This window comes from Smaragdicoccus niigatensis DSM 44881 = NBRC 103563, assembly GCF_000380645.1.
In the GTDB taxonomy this organism is placed as follows: domain Bacteria; phylum Actinomycetota; class Actinomycetes; order Mycobacteriales; family Mycobacteriaceae; genus Smaragdicoccus; species Smaragdicoccus niigatensis.
Genome location: NZ_AQXZ01000018.1, coordinates 514483 through 532536, shown reverse-complemented (window position 1 = coordinate 532536; position 18054 = coordinate 514483). Strand labels below are relative to the sequence as shown.

Here is an 18054-nt window from a genome sequence, read left to right as displayed (position 1 = left end):
CCATGGACCACCACAGCCAGGGTCTTGCCACCGTCGTTCTCGACGTCAGTGGAGTGCACTGGGCAAGTCAACAAGCCACCACCAAAGCCGTTCTCGGACAACGCCCCGGCGTTGTCGACGTCTCGCCCAACCCGGTCGCTCAGTCCGCGACCGTCACGTACGACCCACAGCGCACGTCGGTCTCGGACTTGTCGAACTGGGTGCGCGAGTGCGGATTGCACTGTGCGGGGGAGTCGGTGCCCGCTCACCTGTGCGTCCCGATGGACGACCACGCGGCGATGGATCATGCCGCGATGGGGCACGGCGGCCACGGCGGGATGTCGATGGCGGCGATGGTCGCGGACATGCGGAACAGGTTCCTCGTAGCCGCGGTGTTCTCGATTCCGATCATGCTGTGGTCGCCGATGGGGGCCGAGATGATCGGCCGGGACCTGCCCACCCCGTTCGGTGTGCGTACAGACGTGTTCACGCTTCTGCTGAGTCTGCCGGTGATCTTCTACTCGAGCTGGATCTTCTTCGACGGTGCGTTCCGGGCGCTGCGTCGCAGAACTCTCGACATGATGGTTCTCGTGGCCGTCGCGATCGGCACCGGCTGGGGATATTCGCTGATCATCACGCTCACCGGCGGCGGCGACGTGTTCTACGAAGCCGCGACGATGCTCGCCTCGTTCGTGCTGCTCGGGCACTGGTTCGAGATGCGGGCGAGGGGCGGTGCGAACGACGCGATACGTGCCCTGCTCAACCTCGCGCCGCCTAAGGCCACCGTGGTGCGCGATGGTGCCGAGGTCGAGGTGCCGACCTCCGGAGTGCTGGTCGACGACCTGCTTGTCGTCCGGCCGGGTGCGAAGATCGCCGTCGACGGCCGGGTCGAGGAGGGCGCCGGTGAGGTCGACGAGTCGATGGTCACCGGGGAAAGCCTGCCGGTGCACAAGGAGCCCGGTGCCGAGGTCATCGGCGCGACGATCAACCTCAACGGGTCGTTGCGGGTGCGTGCCACGAAGGTCGGTTCGGACACTGCGCTCGCACAGATCGTCAAACTCGTCCAGGAAGCCCAGAACTCGAAGGCCCCAGGTCAGCGACTCGCCGATCGCGCAGCATTCTGGCTCGTCTTGGTGGCACTCGTCGGCGGTGGGCTCACCCTGGCCGCGTGGTTGCTGTTCTCCGACCGGCCGTTCTCCTCGGCGATCCTGTTCGCGATCACCGTCGTGGTCATCACCTGCCCGGATGCGTTGGGACTCGCGACTCCGACGGCGATCATGGTCGGGTCCGGACTCGGTGCCAAACGCGGTGTCCTGTTCAAATCCGCGGTGGCGATCGAGATGTCTGCGCGGATCGACACCGTGGTTTTCGACAAGACCGGCACGCTCACCAAGGGTGAACCGGAGGTCACCGAGATCGTCACGGTGCCGGCGTTTCCCGAGTCCGAATTGCTGAAGTTGGTCGCCGCAGTGGAACGAGAGTCCGAGCATCCGCTCGCCAAGGCGATCATTCGGCGGGCATCCGACGTCGAGGTCGTCCCGGCGGTCGACTTCGAGAACGTTTCCGGAGAGGGTGCGATCGCCAGCGTTGGTGGACGCCGCGTGGCAGTGGGAAACCGGCGGCTGCTCGAGCGAAAGGGGATCGCACTCGGGGAATTGGCGACCGCTCGCGAACGACTCGCCGCGACTGGACACACGGCTATCTTCGCCGCGGTCGACGGAACTGTCGTCGGAGTCATCGCGATCGCTGATGCACCGCGTCCGACGTCCGAAGCGGCCGTTACCGCGTTGCACGAGATGGGCGTCGAGGTCGTGGTGCTGACCGGCGACAATCGCGCCACCGGTGAGCGGATCGCCGCTGGTCTGGGCATCGACACCGTGATCGCCGATGTTCTTCCTGGGGACAAGGCGGCCAAAATCGCCGAGCTTCAAGGAGCGGGTCGCACGGTCGCCATGGTCGGGGACGGCGTGAACGATGCGCCCGCTCTCGCCCAGGCCGATCTCGGTATCGCCATCGGCGCGGGCACGGACGTGGCAATCGAAACTGCGGACATCGTGCTCATGCGTTCGGACCCGCTGGACGTGCCGACCGCACTGCGCATCGGTCGCGGAACTCTCCGCAAGATGCACCAGAATCTCGCGTGGGCAGTCGGCTACAACACGATCGCGCTGCCCATCGCGGCCGGCGTCTTCGCGCCGTCGTTCGGGTTGACGCTCCGTCCGGAGGTGGCGGCGATGTCGATGTCGGGGTCGAGCCTGATCGTCGCGGTGAATGCGTTGTCGCTCAAGAGGCTGAAACTGCCCCGTTAGCAACGGGAATCTCCTCACCGTGATGCCCCGGCACGGCGCCCTATACCGCTGTACTGTCGATATTGTGCAGAGACGGATCATGGGTATTGAGACTGAATTCGGTGTCACCTGCACCTTCCACGGACATCGACGTCTCAGCCCAGATGAGGTGGCGCGGTATCTCTTTCGCCGCGTCGTGTCGTGGGGGCGCTCGTCGAATGTGTTCCTCCGCAACGGTGCTCGGCTGTACTTGGACGTCGGTTCGCACCCCGAATACGCGACCGCGGAATGCGACAGCCTCGCCCAACTGGTAACGCACGACCGCGCCGGTGAGCGGGTCCTCGAAGACCTCTTGATCGACGCGGAGAACCGGCTGGCCGAAGAGGGGATCGGCGGCCAGATCTACCTCTTCAAGAACAACACCGACTCCGCCGGCAACTCGTACGGCTGCCACGAGAACTACCTCGTGGTGCGCCAGGGCGAGTTCACGCGGATCTCGGACGTGCTGCTTCCGTTCCTCGTCACGCGTCAGCTGATCTGCGGAGCGGGCAAGATTCTGCAAACTCCGAAGTCGGCCACGTTCTGTTTGTCGCAGCGCGCCGAGCACATCTGGGAGGGTGTCTCCTCCGCGACGACCCGCTCGCGCCCGATCATCAACACCCGCGATGAGCCGCATGCCGACGCCGAGAAGTACCGCCGACTGCATGTGATCGTCGGCGACTCGAACATGTCGGAAACGACCACGATGCTCAAGGTCGGTACGGCGGCGCTGGTGCTCGAGATGATCGAGGAAGGGGTCTCCTTCCGCGACTTCGCACTCGACAATCCGATCCGCGCGATCCGCGAGGTCAGCCACGACATGACCGGTCGAAAGCCCGTACGTCTCGCCGGTGGGCGTCAGGCCAGCGCGCTCGACATCCAGCGTGAGTACCACGCCCGCGCGATCGAACACCTCAAGAACCGTCCGCACGACGAAGCCGTCAACCAGGTCGTCGACCTGTGGGGACGCATGCTCGACGCGGTCGAGGCGCAGGATTTCGCGAAGGTGGACACCGAGATCGACTGGGTCATCAAGCGCAAGTTGTTCCAGCGCTACCAGGACAAGTACGACCTCGATCTCTCCGACCCGAAGATCGCACAGTTGGACCTCGCGTACCACGACATCAAACGCGGCCGCGGCGTGTTCGACCTCCTGCAGCGCAAGGGGCTGGCGAAGCGGGTGACCGAGGACGAGGCCGTCGACGAGGCGGTCAACACGCCACCGCAGACGACGCGCGCGAAGCTTCGCGGCGAGTTCATCGCTGCGGCTCAGGCTGCGAACCGTGATTTCACCGTCGACTGGGTGCACCTCAAGCTCAACGACCAGGCTCAGCGGACCGTGCTGTGCAAGGACCCGTTCCGGTCAGTCGATGAGCGAGTCGAACGTTTGATCGCATCGATGTAGCGTGCCTTCGTCACGTGCAGCGATGACACCTTCTAACCTGTGTGAGTGGCGACACAGAAGCACGCGCGGTTGATCAACCTCTACATCGCTCTGCTGTACACGAACACGTATCTGTCGGCGGAGAGCATCAAGAAGACGGTCGACGGCTATGACGAGACCACCTCGGATGAGGCATTCAAGCGGATGTTCGAGCGCGACAAGGCCGACCTTCGCGACATGGGCATTCCCATCGAGGTCGACAAGTCCATGTGGGACCTCACCGAGGGCTACAAGATCCGCCGCCGTCAGGCCGAACTCGCGCCGATCACGCTGACCTCTGAAGAGGCTGCCGCGGTCAACGTTGCCTCGCAACTGTGGGGTTCGCGCGAGCTGTCGACTGCGGTACAGGGTGCTGTGCTGAAGCTGCGCGCTTCCGGAGTCGAGATCTCGGACGACGTGCCGACGATCGTGTCGCCGCTGCCGGCGCGGAACACCGGTTCCGAGCAGGTGATCCGCTTGCTGAAGTCGGCGGTCGAATCGGGACAGACCGTCGCGTTCGAACACCGGACCGCCGGCGGCACGACGGTCACCACCCGCACCGTCGACCCGTGGGGTCTCGTGTCGTATGACGGGCGGTGGTATTTCGTCGGCCACGACCACGCTCGCAACGATGTGCGGACATTCCGCGTCTCGCGGATGGGTGACGACGTTCGAACCACGGGCACGGCAGAGGTGCCTATTCCGGCGGATACCGACGTTCGGCAGATCGTCCGCGACGCCGTCATGGGCGAAACCGTCGGAATGGCGCGCGTGTGGGTTGCCGAGGGTCGCGGCCGGGACATCCGGCTCATCGGCACGGTCACCGAGTCCCGCGAACTCGCGGGGCGGCCCGGCGACGTGATCGACCTTGAACTTCGCGGATCGGACTGGCTGGCGCGTTTACTCGCCGGGCTGGGTCCGGATGCGGTTGTGCTGGAACCGGAGTCGCTCCGGACGGAGATCATCGCTCGACTTCGCGGGGTGGCGGGGGCGAGCGAGGCAGCGGGGGTTACTCAGTGAGCTTGAACAACGCCGACCTCCGTAGCCGCCGGCTGCTGAACATGGTGCCGTACTTCCTTGCCCACCAAGGGGTCTCGAAGGACAAGGCGGCTAAGGACCTCGGCGTCACGATCAAGCAGCTCGAGAGCGACCTCAATCTCCTCTGGTACTGCAAGCTGCCGGGCCGCGAGGGTCTCGAGATCGACATCGTCTTCGACCGGGACACCGTGTCGGTCTATCGGTCGGCCGGCCTCGAACGTCCGCTGCGGCTCACGGCGGAGGAAGCCGGCGCGCTGACCCTCGCCCTGCGTGCACTCTCGGACGTCAAGGGCGTCGTCGACACGACCGCGGTCGAGTCGGCGCTGGCGAAGATCGAGTCGGCCGCCGGGGTGTCGTCGAGGGCGGCGGCTGCGGAGCCGGTTGTCTCGGGGGACTCGCCCGCGGTCGCGAACGTTCGTGCTGGTCTGCGCGACCACCGGGCGCTGCGTCTGAAGTACTACTCGGCGAGCCGCGATGCCGTGACCGAGCGGACCGTCGACCCGATCCAGCCGCGCCTCATCGACGGCCAGGGCTACCTGCAGGCGTGGTGTCGTCAGGCCGAGGACGTGCGGTTGTTCCGCTTCGACCGGATCGAATCGGCCGAGGTGCTCGACGAGCCGTCGACGCCGAAACAGCGCCCCGCTGCCGACGAAGGCCTCGAACTGTTCCACGGAGACGCCGACCTCCCGAAGGCGACACTTCGGATCGCTGCTGGGTGTGCCTGGGTCGTCGACCAATATCCGATGGACGTCATCGCGCGCGATAATGAAGGCAACGTCACGGCGTCGATGAGCTATGGCACGACGGAGTGGATGGTTCGCCTCGTTTTGGGGTTCGGTGCTGATGTCACAGTGATCGAGCCCACGTCCCTGGCGCACGCGGTCCGCCAGCGCGCGGCAGCTGCACTGGAGGCTTACAGGTAACGGGCCGGTTGAGACCAGCTGAGGGAACACTTGCTCGGGTAGCATCGGTGGGGTTCGAGAGCGGAGGAAAGAAGACATGGGCAGTTTGAGTATTTGGCACTGGCTTATCGTGCTGCTCGTTGTGGTGATCCTGTTCGGCTCGAAGAAGCTGCCAGACGCAGCTCGAGGACTTGGCCGGTCGATGCGGATTCTCAAGAGCGAGATGAAGGAAATGAACTCCGAGGGTGGTGCACCGCAGGCGGCACCGCAGGCGGCACCGCAGGCACAGCTTCCGTCGCCCGCGCCGGCACCAAGCCCGGTTCAGCCGAAGCCGCAGCCGGAGCAGCAGTCGGGCTACACCGAACACTAGATCGGGTACAGAGCACACGAAGTGCGCATTCCACTACGCCGTCGGCGCCGAGAGGTCAACCCAGACGGCACGATGTCGCTGGTCGAGCACCTCCATGAGCTGCGGACCAGACTGTTGGTCTGTGTCGCGGCCATCGCCGTGACCACCGCCTTCGGCTTCTGGTGGTATTCGCATTCGTTCTTCGCGCTGGAAAGTCTCGGTGACCTGCTGCGCGAACCCTATTGCTCGCTGCCGGCGTCGTACCGCGCGGAGTTGTCGAACACCGGCCAATGCCGGCTTCTGGCGATTCAGCCGTTTGAGCAGTTCATGCTGCGGTTCAAGGTCGCCTTCACCGCGGGCGTCGTTCTCGCGAGCCCGATGTGGCTCTATCAGTTGTGGGCCTTCATCACTCCGGGTCTGTACAAGAAAGAACGTCGCTACGCGATGTTCTTCGTGTTCTTCGGCAGCATCCTGTTCATGACGGGCGCTGTACTCGCGTACGTCGTCGTCAGCAAGGCCCTGAGCTTCCTGCTCAGCATTGGTGACAACGTGCAGGTCACCGCGTTGTCCGGTGGTGAGTACTTCGGATTCCTCATCAACGTGCTGATCATCTTCGGCGTGAGTTTCGAGATTCCGCTGCTCATCGTCGCGCTCAATGTGGCCGGCATCCTCCCGTACGCGCGGCTCAAGGAATGGCGTCGCGGTCTGATCTTCGGCTTGTTCGTGTTCGCGGCGATCGCGACACCAGGCCAGGACCCGTTCTCGATGCTCGCCCTCGCGCTCGCGCTGACGGTCCTGTTCGAATTCGCCGTCCAGTTCGCCCGGGTGCACGACCGGATCAAAGCGCGCAACGCCGCCAAGGCCGAACTCGCGCTGACTGACGACCAGGCCTCGGCGATCGAAGGCCCGTCGCAGGTCGAGGCATCCGGGGTGGTCGAGCCGTCGAACCGAGCTTTGGACTACTCGGACGAGACCTTATGACGCTGTTGGAGGACTACCAGGCCAGCCTGAAATTTCCTCTCGACGGGTTCCAGAAAGATGCGTGCGCAGCGCTCGAGGCGGGCCACGGCGTTCTCGTCTGTGCTCCCACCGGTGCCGGTAAGACCGTTCCCGGTGAATTCGCGGTGTTTCTCGCCCTGCGCTCGGGCACGAAGTGCTTCTACACCACGCCCATCAAGGCGCTGAGCAATCAGAAGTACGCGGATTTCGTCGCGAGCTACGGCGTCGAGAACGTCGGCCTGCTGACCGGCGACCAGAGCATCAACCCCGAGGCGTCGGTCGTCGTCATGACGACCGAAGTCCTGCGCAACATGCTGTACGCGAACTCCGACACCCTGCGGAGCCTGAGCTACGTCGTGATGGACGAGGTCCACTACCTCGCGGACCGCTTCCGCGGCGCGGTGTGGGAAGAGGTCATCCTCCACCTGCCCGAGGACGTGCGCCTCGTCGGACTCTCGGCGACGGTGAGCAACGCCGAGGAGTTCGGCGCGTGGATCCAGACGGTCCGCGGCGACACGACGGTCGTCGTCGACGAGGTTCGCCCGGTCCCGCTGTTTCAACACGTTCTCGTCGGCAAGCGATTGTTCGATCTGTTCGATCAGAAGGCCGGCGGGAAGGTCGTCGTCGACGAGGACCTCGTGCGCTACTTGCGCCACCGTGAGCTGTCCGAGGCGAACGACCCGTGGGCGCGGCGACGCGGCGGGATGAGCCGGCCGGTGTCGCGGCCGGATGTCATCGCCAAGCTCGACGAGGAAGGTCTGCTTCCGGCAATCACGTTCATCTTCAGTCGTGCGGGCTGCGATGCGGCTGTCAAGCAGTGCCTGGGTTCGCGGCTGCGGGTCAATCCGGAGAGCGCGGCCGAGCGCATCGACGAGATCATCAACAAGCACACCGGCGAACTGCCGCGCGCGGACCTCGAGGTGCTCGGATTCTGGGATTGGCGCGAGGCGCTGCACCGCGGGTTCGCCGCCCACCACGCGGGCATGCTCCCGGCGTTCCGGCACACGGTCGAGGAACTCTTCGTCAATGGGCTGGTCCGGGCCGTGTTCGCGACCGAGACCCTAGCGCTCGGCATCAACATGCCCGCGCGCACGGTCGTTCTCGAAAAGCTCATCAAGTACAACGGTGAGGCGCACGTCGAACTGACGCCGGGGGAGTACACGCAGCTCACGGGTCGTGCTGGCCGCCGCGGTATCGACGTCGAAGGCCATGCCGTCGTCCTCTGGTACCCGGAACTGAATGCCTCCGGAGTGGCGGGCCTCGCGTCGACGCGCACGTACCCGCTGAAGAGCTCATTCACGCCGGGCTACAACATGTCGATCAACCTGATCGGGCATCTCGGCGCCGACATGTCGCGAAAACTGCTCGAGCGTTCGTTTGCCCAGTTCCAAGCCGATCGCTCGGTCGTGGGTCTGGTTCGGGGAATCGAGAAGAACGACTTCCAACTCGCGCGGCTGCGCACTCAGCTCGAGCGGCCGGACGGCGACTTCCTGGAATACGTCGGACTCCGCGAGCGCATCAAGAATCGGGAACGCGAGCTCAACCGGCAGAAGCGGGAGACCTCGCGCGACTCCGCTGAGCGGGACTTGTTCACGCTGCGGCGGGGTGACGTCATCTCGATTCCGCGCGGTCGCCGGGCGGGAATCGCCGTCGTGATCGAGCCGGCTCGCGACGAGCGCGACCCACGCCCGATCGTCGTGACCGACGGTGCCTGGGCTGGCCGCATCACGATCGGCGATGTGCCGAACGGGGCTCCGGTCCTGGGCACGATGCGGCTACCGCGGCATCTGGAACGCAACACGGGGCCGGCGCGTCGCGACATCGCCTCGGGCTTGCGCTCGACGGGCATCCGTCCGCCGAGGGGCAAGCCGAAGCGAGCGCCGGAGGACGACGATCGCGACCTGAATCTGCTGCGCCGCGCGCTCCGATCGCACCCCAGCCACCGGGCTCCGGATGTCGAGGCGATGTGCCGGATCGGCGAGCAGTACCACCGGATTCTGCGCGAGACCGACGCGATGCGGATGAAGGTCGCGTCCACCACGAACTCACTCGTCCGCACCTTCGACCGCATCGTCGGTCTGCTGTCCGATCGCGGCTACCTCGTCGATGGTGAGGCGACCGAAGCCGGACACCGGCTGGCGCGGTTGTACTCCGAATCCGACCTTCTGGTCGCCGAGTGTCTACGGCACGGAACCTGGACCGGTCTGAGCCCCGTCGAACTGGCGGCCGTCGTTTCGACGATGGTGTACGAGTCTCGGGGTGACAAGGCGTACGACAGCGCGGCGAGCCTGAACTCCCGGGTCCGGAACGCACTGACCGAGACCATGAACATCTGGGCCGGACTGCGTGACGACGAGGCCCGGCACAAGCTGTCGGGCACTCGCGAACCGGACATGGGCTTCGCGCATGCGGCGTTCACCTGGGCCAGCGGCGGCAGTCTTGCGGACTCGCTCGCGGCGGGCGGGGATCGTGGCATTCCCCTCGCGGCAGGCGATTTCGTACGCTGGTGTCGGCAGGTGATCGACCTGCTCGATCAGCTGAAGCAGGGCGCCGACGACCCTCAGATCAGCACCACAGCGGCGCGCGCGATCAAGGCGATCCGCCGAGGTGTCGTTGCTGTGGATGCTGCGTAAAGTAAAAGCATTGGCGTTACGGTAGGGGCAGAAGTGCCGGACCAGCGAGCGGAGGGCAACGATGAGCGGTCCTGACAGACCCGAGTACCAGTGGGGCAACGAGGGCCAGAGCGACCCGACGCAGGCGTACCAGACACCGCCGCCTCCGCCGGCTCAGGGTCAGCCGGGATACACCCCGCAACCGTGGTCGCAGCAACCGACTCCGCCGCCGTCGCAGGGCGGGTGGGGTCAGCAGTCGAACCCGTCGACGCCCGCGTGGGGAATTCCCGGCCAGCAGCAACCTGCGCAGCCGACGTGGCAGCAGCCTCCGCCGCCGCAGCCCGGGCAGCAGTGGGGCCCGCCGGGACAGGCGTGGCAACAGCCTGGCCAGCCGGACTACGGCCAGTACGCGCAGCAGCCGACCGGCGGTAAGTCGAAGACGCCCCTGATCATCGGCTTGGTTGCCGCTGTGGTCGTCATCATCGCGCTCGCCGCGGGCGCGTACTTCATGTTCTTCCGCGCGAAGGTGCTCGACCAGGCCGCCGTTCAGAAGGGTGTCCAGTCGGTCCTGACCGACTCGTACGACCTCCAGAACGTCACCAACGTCAAGTGCCCGAAGGACGAGAAGGTCGAGGTCAACTCGTCGTTCACGTGCAATGTGACCGTTGACGGCGAGAGCCGCACCGTGACCATCAAGATCATCGACGAGGACGGAACCTACGAGGTTTCCAAGCCTCAGTAGATGTCAATCAGCTCTGTTGCCCGGCCATCGCTGCGATGAGCCGGGCAACGGCGTTTTCGGCGTTGTATTTCGTGCCCAGGTCCTTGAGTGCGACCTCGTCCGCCGGGGTGGCGGGCAGTTCGTCGGTCTTCGACATGATGACCTCGGCGTCGCGCGCCACCCGGACGACGGGCGTCGCGCGGTCGAGGTACTCGGCACCCGCCTCGAGCTTCGCGCGCATGCCCTTCGCGAGGCCGCTGGCCGGGTCGTCGACCGCCCTGCGGAGAGCGTCGAGTGAGCCGTAGCGCAGGAGCAGCGTCGACGCGGTCTTCTCGCCGACTCCCGCGACGCCCGGCAATCCGTCGGACGAATCGCCGCGAAGAGTGGCGAGTTCGGCGTAGCCCTCACCAGCGCGGTCGGCCGGCACACCGTAGCGTTCGGCGACCATCGCGGGGTCGTACAGCTCGGCCTTGGCCAATCCACGACCGACGTAGTACACCCGGATCGGATTCGGCTCATCGGCGACGAGTTGCAGGAGGTCACGGTCGCCGCTGACGACGACGACCTCGTCGACGCTTTCCTGGGTCGCGAGCGTGCCGAGGACGTCGTCGGCTTCGAAGCCCTTCGCGCCACCCGTGGCGATGCCGGCGGCGGCCAGCACGGCCATGATCTTGTCCACTTGCGGGGTGAGGTCGTCTGGGACCTCTTCTTCGCCGGGGAACGACGGCGCCGCCGCGAGCCGGTGCGTCTTGTAGGTGGGGACGAGGTCGACGCGCCACTGCGGACGCCAGTCGAGGTCGAGACACACGACCAGACGCGTCGGCCGATGCCGGTCGACGAGTGCCGCGACCATGTCGGTGAAGCCTCGGACCGCGTTCACGGGTCGGCCTTCGGAATCGCGAATGGAGTCGGGTACGGCGAAGAACGCACGAAACCACAAACTGGCACCGTCGAGGAGGAGAAGTCGTCCGGTCACCTGACGAGGCTACCGCGTAATAAGCTGCATCCGATGACTGAGCCAGCCCGTTTCCCCAGCAGCGTGTACGCCGATCGAATCGCCCGTGCCGCCCAACTTGCCGCTCGCGCAGGCATTTCCGCGTTGCTCATCACGCCCGGTCCGGACCTCCACTACTTGGTGGGTGTCCCGTCGGAGACGCACGAGCGATTGACCTGTTTGGTCATCCCGACGAATGGCACGCGCGCGTCGATCGTCGTGCCAACGCTGGAGATCGCCACGCTGCGCGATTCCGCGGCGGGCGAGCTCGGACTCGAGCTGCACACGTGGAACGACGGCGAGAATGCCTACGAGATCGTGCGCGGATTGATTCCGGAGGACGGCCACGTCGTCGTCACCGAAGCGATGCCCGCGTTGCATCTCATCCCGCTCGCGGCCGCGCTCGGTGAGCTGCCGCAGCTCGCGACGCCGATGATTCGCGAGCTGCGCATGATCAAGGATCAGGCCGAGATCGCCGCACTTCGGCGAGCGGGGGACGCGATCGACCGCGTCCACGCCCGGATGGGCGAATGGCTGCGCGCGGGCCGTACCGAAGCGGACGTCGCCGCGGATATCGAGGCCGCACTCATCGAGGAAGGCCACACGTCGGCGGCGTTCATCATCGTCGGCGCCGGGCCGAACGGCGCAGATCCGCACCATGAGGTGTCGGATCGCGTGATCGAACCGAACGACATCGTCGTCATCGATATCGGCGGCCCGGTGGCCCCCGGGTACAACTCGGACTCCACGCGCACCTACTGCGTGGGCACGCCGGCTCCGGAGATTGCCGAGCAGTACGCGCTCCTCGAGAAGGCCCAGGCAGCCGGGGTGGCAGCGGTACGACCGGGTGCGACGGCGGAGGAGATCGACGCGGTGACCCGTGATGTCCTCACCGAAGCGGGATTGGGCGAGTTCTTCCTGCACCGCACTGGCCACGGCATCGGTCTATCGGTTCACGAGGAGCCGTACATCGTCGCCGGAAACGACCTCGAATTGCGCCCGGGCATGACGTTCAGCGTGGAGCCCGGAATCTACTTCAGCGGCCGCTGGGGTGCCCGCATCGAGGACATCGTGCTCGTCACGCCCGAGGGCTGCGAGACGCTGAACAACCAGCCGCGGGGGCTGCGCTCACTTCAGTGACGCAGATCCGAGGAGTCGGCTCACGTCGATCTGCAGCACGACGCGCGTCGGGTTGATGCGCGGCGGGCGAAAGCGGACGGTGAACCGTTCTTCGGCGTCGCGGATCTCCGGTGCGGTGTCGATGATGGCTGCCGGCCCTTCGAGCGTCAGCCAGCGCGCGCCGTCGACCTGGCACACGGCCGCATATCCGTTGCGTCGAACATTGCGCACCTTCTGGGACGCGCCGTCGGTGATGATGCGTACCAATCCGGTCTCGGCCTCGTAGGTGAACGCCACCGCCACGACGTGCGGAGTTCCGTTGGGGCGCAAGGTGGTCAGGGTCCCGTGATGGCGTTCCGTGACGAACTCGAGCGCCGCGGCGGACAGGGGCACCGGGGGTGTTGGCATGGTTGTGACCGTAATGGGCAAGACTGGAGTTCGTGAAGACGGGACCAGCTCTTTTGAAGATCGGATCGGACAAGACCGCACCCGGAGCCGTGGTTCTTCTCGGCGGGCGTAGTGAAATCGGACTCGAGGTGGCCAAGCGTCTGGCTCCCGGCCGGACCGTCGTCCTCGCCGCGCGGCGCAGCGGAGATCTCGCCAGTCAAGTGGCGGAGATCAAGGCTGCGGGGGCGTCCGAGGTGCACACGGTCGAGTTCGATGCCGATGACGTGGAGAGCCACGCGCAGGTCCTCGATGAAATCGCCGCGAGTTTCCGCCGCTTGGGCGTCGTGATTCTGGCCTTCGGCGTGCTGGGTGATCAGTCGCGTGCCGAACATGATGCCGCCCATGCTGTTTCGGTGGTCCACACGGACTACGTTGCGCAGTTGAGCGTGCTGACCCACCTGGCGGTCCATCTGCGCGCGCAGGGTAGCGGCCAGATCGTCGTGTTCAGTTCAGTCGCCGGCACGCGGGTTCGCCGCGCGAACTACGTCTACGGCTCGGCCAAGGCCGGTCTCGACGGATTCGCCTCGGGCTTGTCGGACGCACTGCACGGCAGTGGTGTTCATTTGCTGCTGGTCCGACCGGGGTTCGTCATCGGCCGGATGACCGAGGGAATGAAGCCCGCGCCGTTCTCGAGCACGCCGGACCAGGTCGCCGATGCCGTCGTTCGAGGACTCGCGAACCGATCCGGTCCAGTCTGGGTACCGAAGACGTTGCGCCCGCTGTTTTTCACGATGCGCTTCGTGCCGCGTTTCGTTTGGAGGAAGATGCCGAGATGATTTCAGTGGTGGGGGTCGGCGCAGACGGCTGGGACGGACTGTCCGGCCGGGCGAAGCGCGCGATCGGTGAGGCCGAGGTTTTGTACGGTTCGGCTCGCCAGCTTGGACTCGTGGAATCCACCGCCGAGCGCGTCGAGTGGCCGACCCCGCTCCTGCCGCAACTTCCCACCTTGCTCGACCGCTACGAGGACAAGCGCCGCTGTGTCCTCGCGAGCGGCGACCCGATGTTCCACGGGATCGGCGTGATCCTGAGCCGCATCGTCGGCATCGGCAATCTCGATGTGATTCCGTCCCCGTCGTCGGCGTCGTTGGCGTGCGCGCGGCTGGGCTGGTCGCTGGCGGCGACCCGAGTCATCAGCTTGGTCACCGATCCGGTCGAAACGCTGCTGCCCGAACTCGCCGATCGTCGCCGGCTCCTCGTCCTGAGCCGCAACCAGTACACGCCCGCATGGGTCGCCGGACTGTTGAACGACAACGGTTTCGGTGCCTCGCAGATGTTCGTGCTCGGCCAGTTGGGTGGGCCGGAGGAAACGATGACGATCGGTACCGCGGCCCGCTGGACCACGGAAGAGGCTGATCCGCTCAACGTCATTGCGATCGAATGCTCGGGGACCGGCGGTCAATCGCGCGTTCCCGGGCTCCCCGATCACCTGTTCGGGACGCACGGACAGTTCACCAAGCAGGAGATCCGTGCGCTGACGGTGAGTGCGCTGGCACCGCGGCCGACGCAACTGTTGTGGGATGTCGGTGGCGGTTCGGGCAGCATCGCGATCGAGTGGCTGCGTGCCGAACGGACGTGTTCGGCGGTGGCCTTCGAACAGGACGCTGGACGCGCACTTCTCATTCCCCACAACGCGCAGCGCCTCGGTGTGCCGCGTATCGTCGTCCGCGGCAAGGCGCCCAACTCGTTCCTCGACGCGCCGGACCCGGATGCGATATTCCTCGGCGGCGGTTTGACTCAGCCCGGAATGTTCGAGGCGGCGTGGGAGCGGCTCAAGCCGGGCGGACGTTTCGTCGCCAACGCGGTGACCGCTGAGACCGAAGCGCAGATCATGTCGTGGTCGTCGAAATACGGCGGTCAACTTCGACGCTTCCAGATCTACCGCGGCGAGCCGCTCGGCGGGTTCACCGCCTTCCGGCCGATGCTCCCCGTGACGCAGTGGATCGTGACGAAGTGAGATTGCTGGTTCTCGGTGGCACTGGTGAAGCCCGAGAGCTAGCTGCCCGCGCGGACGGATTCGAGGTCATCACCTCACTGGCGGGCCGCGTCCAGAATCCCGTCCTGCCGGTGGGCGAGGTTCGAGTCGGGGGATTCGGCGGTGTCGAGGGTCTCGCGAACTGGTTGCAGGACAACGACATCGGTGCGGTTGTTGATGCCACCCACCCGTTCGCGGCAAACATCAGCGAGAACGCGGCGGCCGCTTGTCGCGAGGTTGGCCTATCGCAGCTGGTCCTCCGGAGAGCGGCGTGGACGGCAGGCCCGCTGGATCGGTGGATTCACGTGCCCTCCCTTGCCGAGGCAGCCGGACAGCTTCCCGGCGATCGAGTCTTCCTCGCGATCGGACGACAGGGCGTGCACCATTTCGCGGGCGACGAGTCGCGATGGTTCCTCATCCGCGCCATCGATCCACCTGATGGTGAGATTCCGCCGCAACACGAATTGCTGCTGCGCCGTGGGCCATTCACGCTCAAGGACGACCTCGAACTCATGCGCAGCTACGCGATCGACGCGGTGGTGTCGAAGAACAGCGGCGGGGACTTGGCGGAGGCGAAGCTCGAAGCTGCGCGAATTCTCGGGATCCCGGTGGTGATGGTCGATCGGCCGCCGCTACCTGCGGGAGTGCACGTGGCGGATTCGGTAGATGCGGCGCTGGCGTGGCTGGCCGCCACGCGAGAGTTGGAACAATTCCCCGGTTGACCGGAACGCGACGGCGAGTCACTGCGTCAACTCGTGCGTGATGAGAATTCTCAATAGGCGCCGGTACGCTGACGAGATGGGCCGGATGCTGGCGAAACATGACGCGCGGATTGCGGCGCTCGAAGCAGATCGCGCCGGACACAAGGCGATTCTCGCTGCGGTGAATGTGCTCAGTGTGCAGACGCGGGAACGCTTCGACGCGAGCAACGCTCGTGTCGCAGGGCTGGATGCTCGCGTCGATCGCCTCGAAGCAAAGGTTGACGACACCAACGCCCGCGTTCGATCCCTCGAAGAAGGCGTGGGAGAGATCAAGGACCTGCTGGTCCGCGCGCTCGATCGCTAGCCCGGGTACCGCCGGGGAGTGAACACGCGATCGCCGCTCCGGATCGTCTGCGACGAACCGATGATGAGCAGCGTGCGCATGTCGACCTGAGCCGGATCGAGATCGCCGAGCGCGACGATCTGCACGCTTTCGTCGTCGGAACCGACCGCGCGGCCCAGGATCACGGGCGTCTCGTGGGCTCGGTGCTCGAGGAGAAGGTCCCGCATCGCGGCGACTTGCCACGTCCGGGTCTTTGAGGCCGGGTTGTAGATCGCGATCGCGAGGTCTGCCGCCGCCGCCGCGCGAAGGCGTGATTCGACGACGTCCCAGGGCTTCAATCGGTCGGACAGCGAGATGACCGCGTAGTCGTGTCCGAGGGGAGCGCCAGCCCGCGAAGCGACGGCGTTCGCCGCCGTCATTCCGGGCAGTACGTCGACGGGCACGCCGCGCCAGGCCGCGTCGTCGGCGACCTCGAGAACCGCTGCCGCCATGGCGAATACGCCCGGATCGCCGGACGACACGACCACGACGTCGGCTCCCCCCTTGGCGAGATCGAGTGCGAAAGCCGCGCGTTCGGCCTCGACGCGATTGTCGCTCGCGTGTTTGCGCTGACCTGGTCGTCCGGGGACTCGGTTGAGGTAGGTCGTGTAGCCGACGAGGTCCGTCGCGCGGGCGAGTGCTGCGCTGACCTCTGGGGTCGTCCACGCGGTGTCCCCGGGGCCGAGGCCGACGACGGTGACGCGGCCGCGATGTTCGACCTGCCTGACCTGGTGACCGGCGGCGCCTTCACCCTTGGCCGACGGCACGATGATGATCGAGAAGTACGGCACGTCGGCGGGATCGACATCGGCGACCTTGAGTACCCGTTCGCGCCGGGTGCTCGCGCGTTCGACGTAGTGGGCCTCGTCGAGCCGCCCGGCATCAGCGAGCGCTTGGCGGACATTCGGGAACGTGCGTCCCAGCTTCATGATCGCCGCGGCCTCGGTATCCCGAAGGCGGCGCGCAAGTTCGGCCTCGGGCATGGTTCCGGGCAGAACTGTGAGCACTTCCTCGCCCTCGCAGAGGGGGACGTTCAACGCCGCGCTCGCGGCACTGACCGACGTGATGCCTGGGATGACCTCGGCCTCGAACTCGAGCGCGAGCCGCTTGTGCATGTGCATGTACGAGCTATAGAAAAGCGGGTCACCCGCGGCCAGCAGGGCCACCGATCGCCCCGAGCGCAGGTGGACCGCGAGGCGCTCGGCGGACTCGGCGTAGAAATCGTCGATCGCGCCTTCATAGCCGCCCGGATGGTCGGTCGTCTCGGTCGTGACGGGGTAGACGAGGTGCTCCTCGATGTGCCCTTCGCGCAGGTAGGGGGCAGCAGTCGAGCGCGAGATGCTGTGTCCGTGCCGCGCGCTATGAAACGCGACGACATCGGCTTCGGCGATGACGCGAGCCGCTTTGACGGTCACCAGCTCGGGGTCACCCGGGCCGAGGCCAACTCCCCAGAGCTTGCCCGTCATTCGGCGGCGCTCGCGAGTGCGTTGAGGGCGGCTGCGGTGATCGCGCTGCCTCCGCGCCGGCCCCGGACGGTGATGTATTCGAGTCCGGACGACGCGATCAGTGCTTCTTTGGACTCCATCGCACCGACGAAGCCGACCGGGCAGCCCACGATGGCCGCGGGCGGTTCGGCCCCGAGTTCGATCATCTCCAGCAGATGAAACAGTGCGGTGGGTGCATTTCCGATCGCGACGATCGATCCGGCGAGCTTGTCCCGCCAGAGTTCGAGGGCGGCTGCCGAGCGGGTTGTTCCGAGCGTTTCGGCGAGGACAGGAACCCGCGGGTCGCGCAGTGTGCACAACACTTTGTTGTCGGCCGGGAGACGCGTGCGCGTGACTCCAGAACTGACCATATGGGCGTCGCAGTAGATGGGAGCGCCGTTGGTGAGCGCTTCGCGGGCCGCGGACACGACGCCTGGGGTGAAGGCGACGTCGCTGGGCAGGTCGGTTTGACCGGCAGCGTGGATCATTCGCACGACGACACGGGAAACGTCGTCGGGGAATGCCGAGAGGTCCGATTCGGCCCGAATGGTGGCGAAGGACTGTGCGTAGATCGCGGCGCCATCCTTGAGGTATTCGAACACGCC

At 66.0% G+C, this 18054-nt stretch carries 17 protein-coding genes; 13 read left to right on the top strand and 4 right to left on the bottom strand.

Translation table 11 applies throughout. The annotated features are described in order from the left end of the window. Positions 1–2: 2 nt before the first annotated feature. From F600_RS0118825 to F600_RS0118790, 8 genes are all read left to right on the top strand, one after another. The gene (locus tag F600_RS0118825) at positions 3–2288 is read left to right on the top strand and encodes a heavy metal translocating P-type ATPase (protein WP_018162198.1); all 2286 of its coding nucleotides are present in this window, start codon (positions 3–5) and stop codon (positions 2286–2288) included. Positions 2289–2352: 64 nt separating this feature from the next. Then, positions 2353–3711: a Pup--protein ligase gene (pafA, locus tag F600_RS0118820; RefSeq protein WP_026306704.1), complete on the top strand. Its 1359-nt coding sequence runs from the start codon at positions 2353–2355 to the stop codon at positions 3709–3711. Between the two features lie 45 nt (positions 3712–3756). Beyond that, positions 3757–4749 (top strand): helix-turn-helix transcriptional regulator, encoded by a 993-nt coding sequence (locus tag F600_RS0118815; RefSeq protein ID WP_018162196.1) that lies wholly within the window; start codon positions 3757–3759, stop codon positions 4747–4749. Next, positions 4746–5690, top strand: a complete 945-nt coding sequence (locus F600_RS0118810; RefSeq protein ID WP_018162195.1) for a helix-turn-helix transcriptional regulator — start codon at positions 4746–4748, stop codon at positions 5688–5690. The genes F600_RS0118815 and F600_RS0118810 overlap by 4 nt, the downstream gene beginning before the upstream one ends. Positions 5691–5766: 76 nt before the next feature. Beyond that, positions 5767–6039: a Sec-independent protein translocase subunit TatA gene (gene tatA, locus F600_RS0118805; protein WP_026306703.1), complete on the top strand. Its 273-nt coding sequence runs from the start codon at positions 5767–5769 to the stop codon at positions 6037–6039. 21 nt (positions 6040–6060) lie between these two features. Continuing rightward, entirely contained in the window at positions 6061–6999 is a 939-nt protein-coding gene (gene tatC, locus F600_RS0118800; RefSeq protein ID WP_026306702.1) for a twin-arginine translocase subunit TatC, read from the top strand. Next, on the top strand, positions 6996–9650 hold the full coding sequence (locus F600_RS0118795) for a DEAD/DEAH box helicase (protein ID WP_018162192.1): 2655 nt from the start codon (positions 6996–6998) through the stop codon (positions 9648–9650). The genes tatC and F600_RS0118795 overlap by 4 nt, the downstream gene beginning before the upstream one ends. A gap of 61 nt (positions 9651–9711) precedes the next feature. Further along, positions 9712–10371, top strand: coding sequence for a DUF4333 domain-containing protein (locus tag F600_RS0118790; RefSeq protein ID WP_018162191.1), 660 nt, complete (start codon positions 9712–9714; stop codon positions 10369–10371). A gap of 7 nt (positions 10372–10378) precedes the next feature. Here the strand turns inward: F600_RS0118790 and F600_RS0118785 are convergent, their stop codons facing one another. Further along, the gene (locus F600_RS0118785; protein WP_018162190.1) at positions 10379–11326 is read right to left on the bottom strand and encodes a 5'-3' exonuclease; all 948 of its coding nucleotides are present in this window, start codon (positions 11324–11326) and stop codon (positions 10379–10381) included. 33 nt (positions 11327–11359) lie between these two features. Here F600_RS0118785 and F600_RS0118780 point away from each other — a divergent pair, with 33 nt between their 5' ends. After that, the gene (locus F600_RS0118780; RefSeq protein ID WP_026306701.1) at positions 11360–12484 is read left to right on the top strand and encodes a M24 family metallopeptidase; all 1125 of its coding nucleotides are present in this window, start codon (positions 11360–11362) and stop codon (positions 12482–12484) included. Here F600_RS0118780 and F600_RS0118775 read toward each other — a convergent pair. After that, on the bottom strand, positions 12473–12871 hold the full coding sequence (locus tag F600_RS0118775) for a PPOX class F420-dependent oxidoreductase (protein WP_026306700.1): 399 nt from the start codon (positions 12869–12871) through the stop codon (positions 12473–12475). The two genes, F600_RS0118780 and F600_RS0118775, sit on opposite strands and share 12 nt — an antisense overlap. Positions 12872–12924: 53 nt before the next feature. On the opposite strand from F600_RS0118775, the gene dprE2 reads away from it, so the two are divergent. From dprE2 to F600_RS0118755, 4 genes are all read left to right on the top strand, one after another. Next, positions 12925–13686: a decaprenylphospho-beta-D-erythro-pentofuranosid-2-ulose 2-reductase gene (gene dprE2, locus F600_RS0118770; RefSeq protein ID WP_018162187.1), complete on the top strand. Its 762-nt coding sequence runs from the start codon at positions 12925–12927 to the stop codon at positions 13684–13686. Continuing rightward, positions 13683–14864 carry a precorrin-6y C5,15-methyltransferase (decarboxylating) subunit CbiE gene (gene cbiE / locus F600_RS0118765; RefSeq protein WP_018162186.1) on the top strand — a complete coding sequence of 394 codons (1182 nt, stop codon included), beginning with the start codon at positions 13683–13685 and terminating at the stop codon, positions 14862–14864. The genes dprE2 and cbiE overlap by 4 nt, the downstream gene beginning before the upstream one ends. Continuing rightward, entirely contained in the window at positions 14861–15604 is a 744-nt protein-coding gene (locus tag F600_RS0118760; RefSeq protein ID WP_040632064.1) for a cobalt-precorrin-6A reductase, read from the top strand. The genes cbiE and F600_RS0118760 overlap by 4 nt, the downstream gene beginning before the upstream one ends. Before the next feature lie 76 nt (positions 15605–15680). Then, a complete protein-coding gene (locus F600_RS0118755) occupies positions 15681–15947 on the top strand; it encodes a hypothetical protein (protein WP_018162184.1) in 267 nt (88 codons plus the stop codon). On the opposite strand, the gene cobJ is transcribed toward F600_RS0118755, so the two are convergent. Beyond that, on the bottom strand, positions 15944–17431 hold the full coding sequence (gene cobJ, locus F600_RS0118750; RefSeq protein ID WP_018162183.1) for a precorrin-3B C(17)-methyltransferase: 1488 nt from the start codon (positions 17429–17431) through the stop codon (positions 15944–15946). The genes F600_RS0118755 and cobJ overlap by 4 nt on opposite strands. Then, complete coding sequence (locus F600_RS0118745) at positions 17428–18051, bottom strand: precorrin-8X methylmutase (RefSeq protein WP_018162182.1); 624 nt, start codon at positions 18049–18051, stop codon at positions 17428–17430. Before F600_RS0118745 ends, cobJ begins: the two co-directional genes overlap by 4 nt. Between the last annotated feature and the right edge of the window lie 3 nt (positions 18052–18054).

What these genes read in the sequence shown, in the direction of transcription:
- cobJ (WP_018162183.1), bottom strand. Translation starts at nt 17,431, where the DNA reads ATGACGGGCAAGCTCTGGGGAGTTGGCCTCGGCCCGGGTGACCCCGAG.
- F600_RS0118790 (WP_018162191.1), top strand. Translation starts at nt 9,712, where the DNA reads ATGAGCGGTCCTGACAGACCCGAGTACCAGTGGGGCAACGAGGGCCAG.
- F600_RS0118780 (WP_026306701.1), top strand. Translation starts at nt 11,360, where the DNA reads ATGACTGAGCCAGCCCGTTTCCCCAGCAGCGTGTACGCCGATCGAATC.
- F600_RS0118795 (WP_018162192.1), top strand. Translation starts at nt 6,996, where the DNA reads ATGACGCTGTTGGAGGACTACCAGGCCAGCCTGAAATTTCCTCTCGAC.
- cbiE (WP_018162186.1), top strand. Translation starts at nt 13,683, where the DNA reads ATGATTTCAGTGGTGGGGGTCGGCGCAGACGGCTGGGACGGACTGTCC.
- F600_RS0118775 (WP_026306700.1), bottom strand. Translation starts at nt 12,871, where the DNA reads ATGCCAACACCCCCGGTGCCCCTGTCCGCCGCGGCGCTCGAGTTCGTC.
- tatA (WP_026306703.1), top strand. Translation starts at nt 5,767, where the DNA reads ATGGGCAGTTTGAGTATTTGGCACTGGCTTATCGTGCTGCTCGTTGTG.
- F600_RS0118755 (WP_018162184.1), top strand. Translation starts at nt 15,681, where the DNA reads ATGGGCCGGATGCTGGCGAAACATGACGCGCGGATTGCGGCGCTCGAA.
- F600_RS0118825 (WP_018162198.1), top strand. Translation starts at nt 3, where the DNA reads ATGGACCACCACAGCCAGGGTCTTGCCACCGTCGTTCTCGACGTCAGT.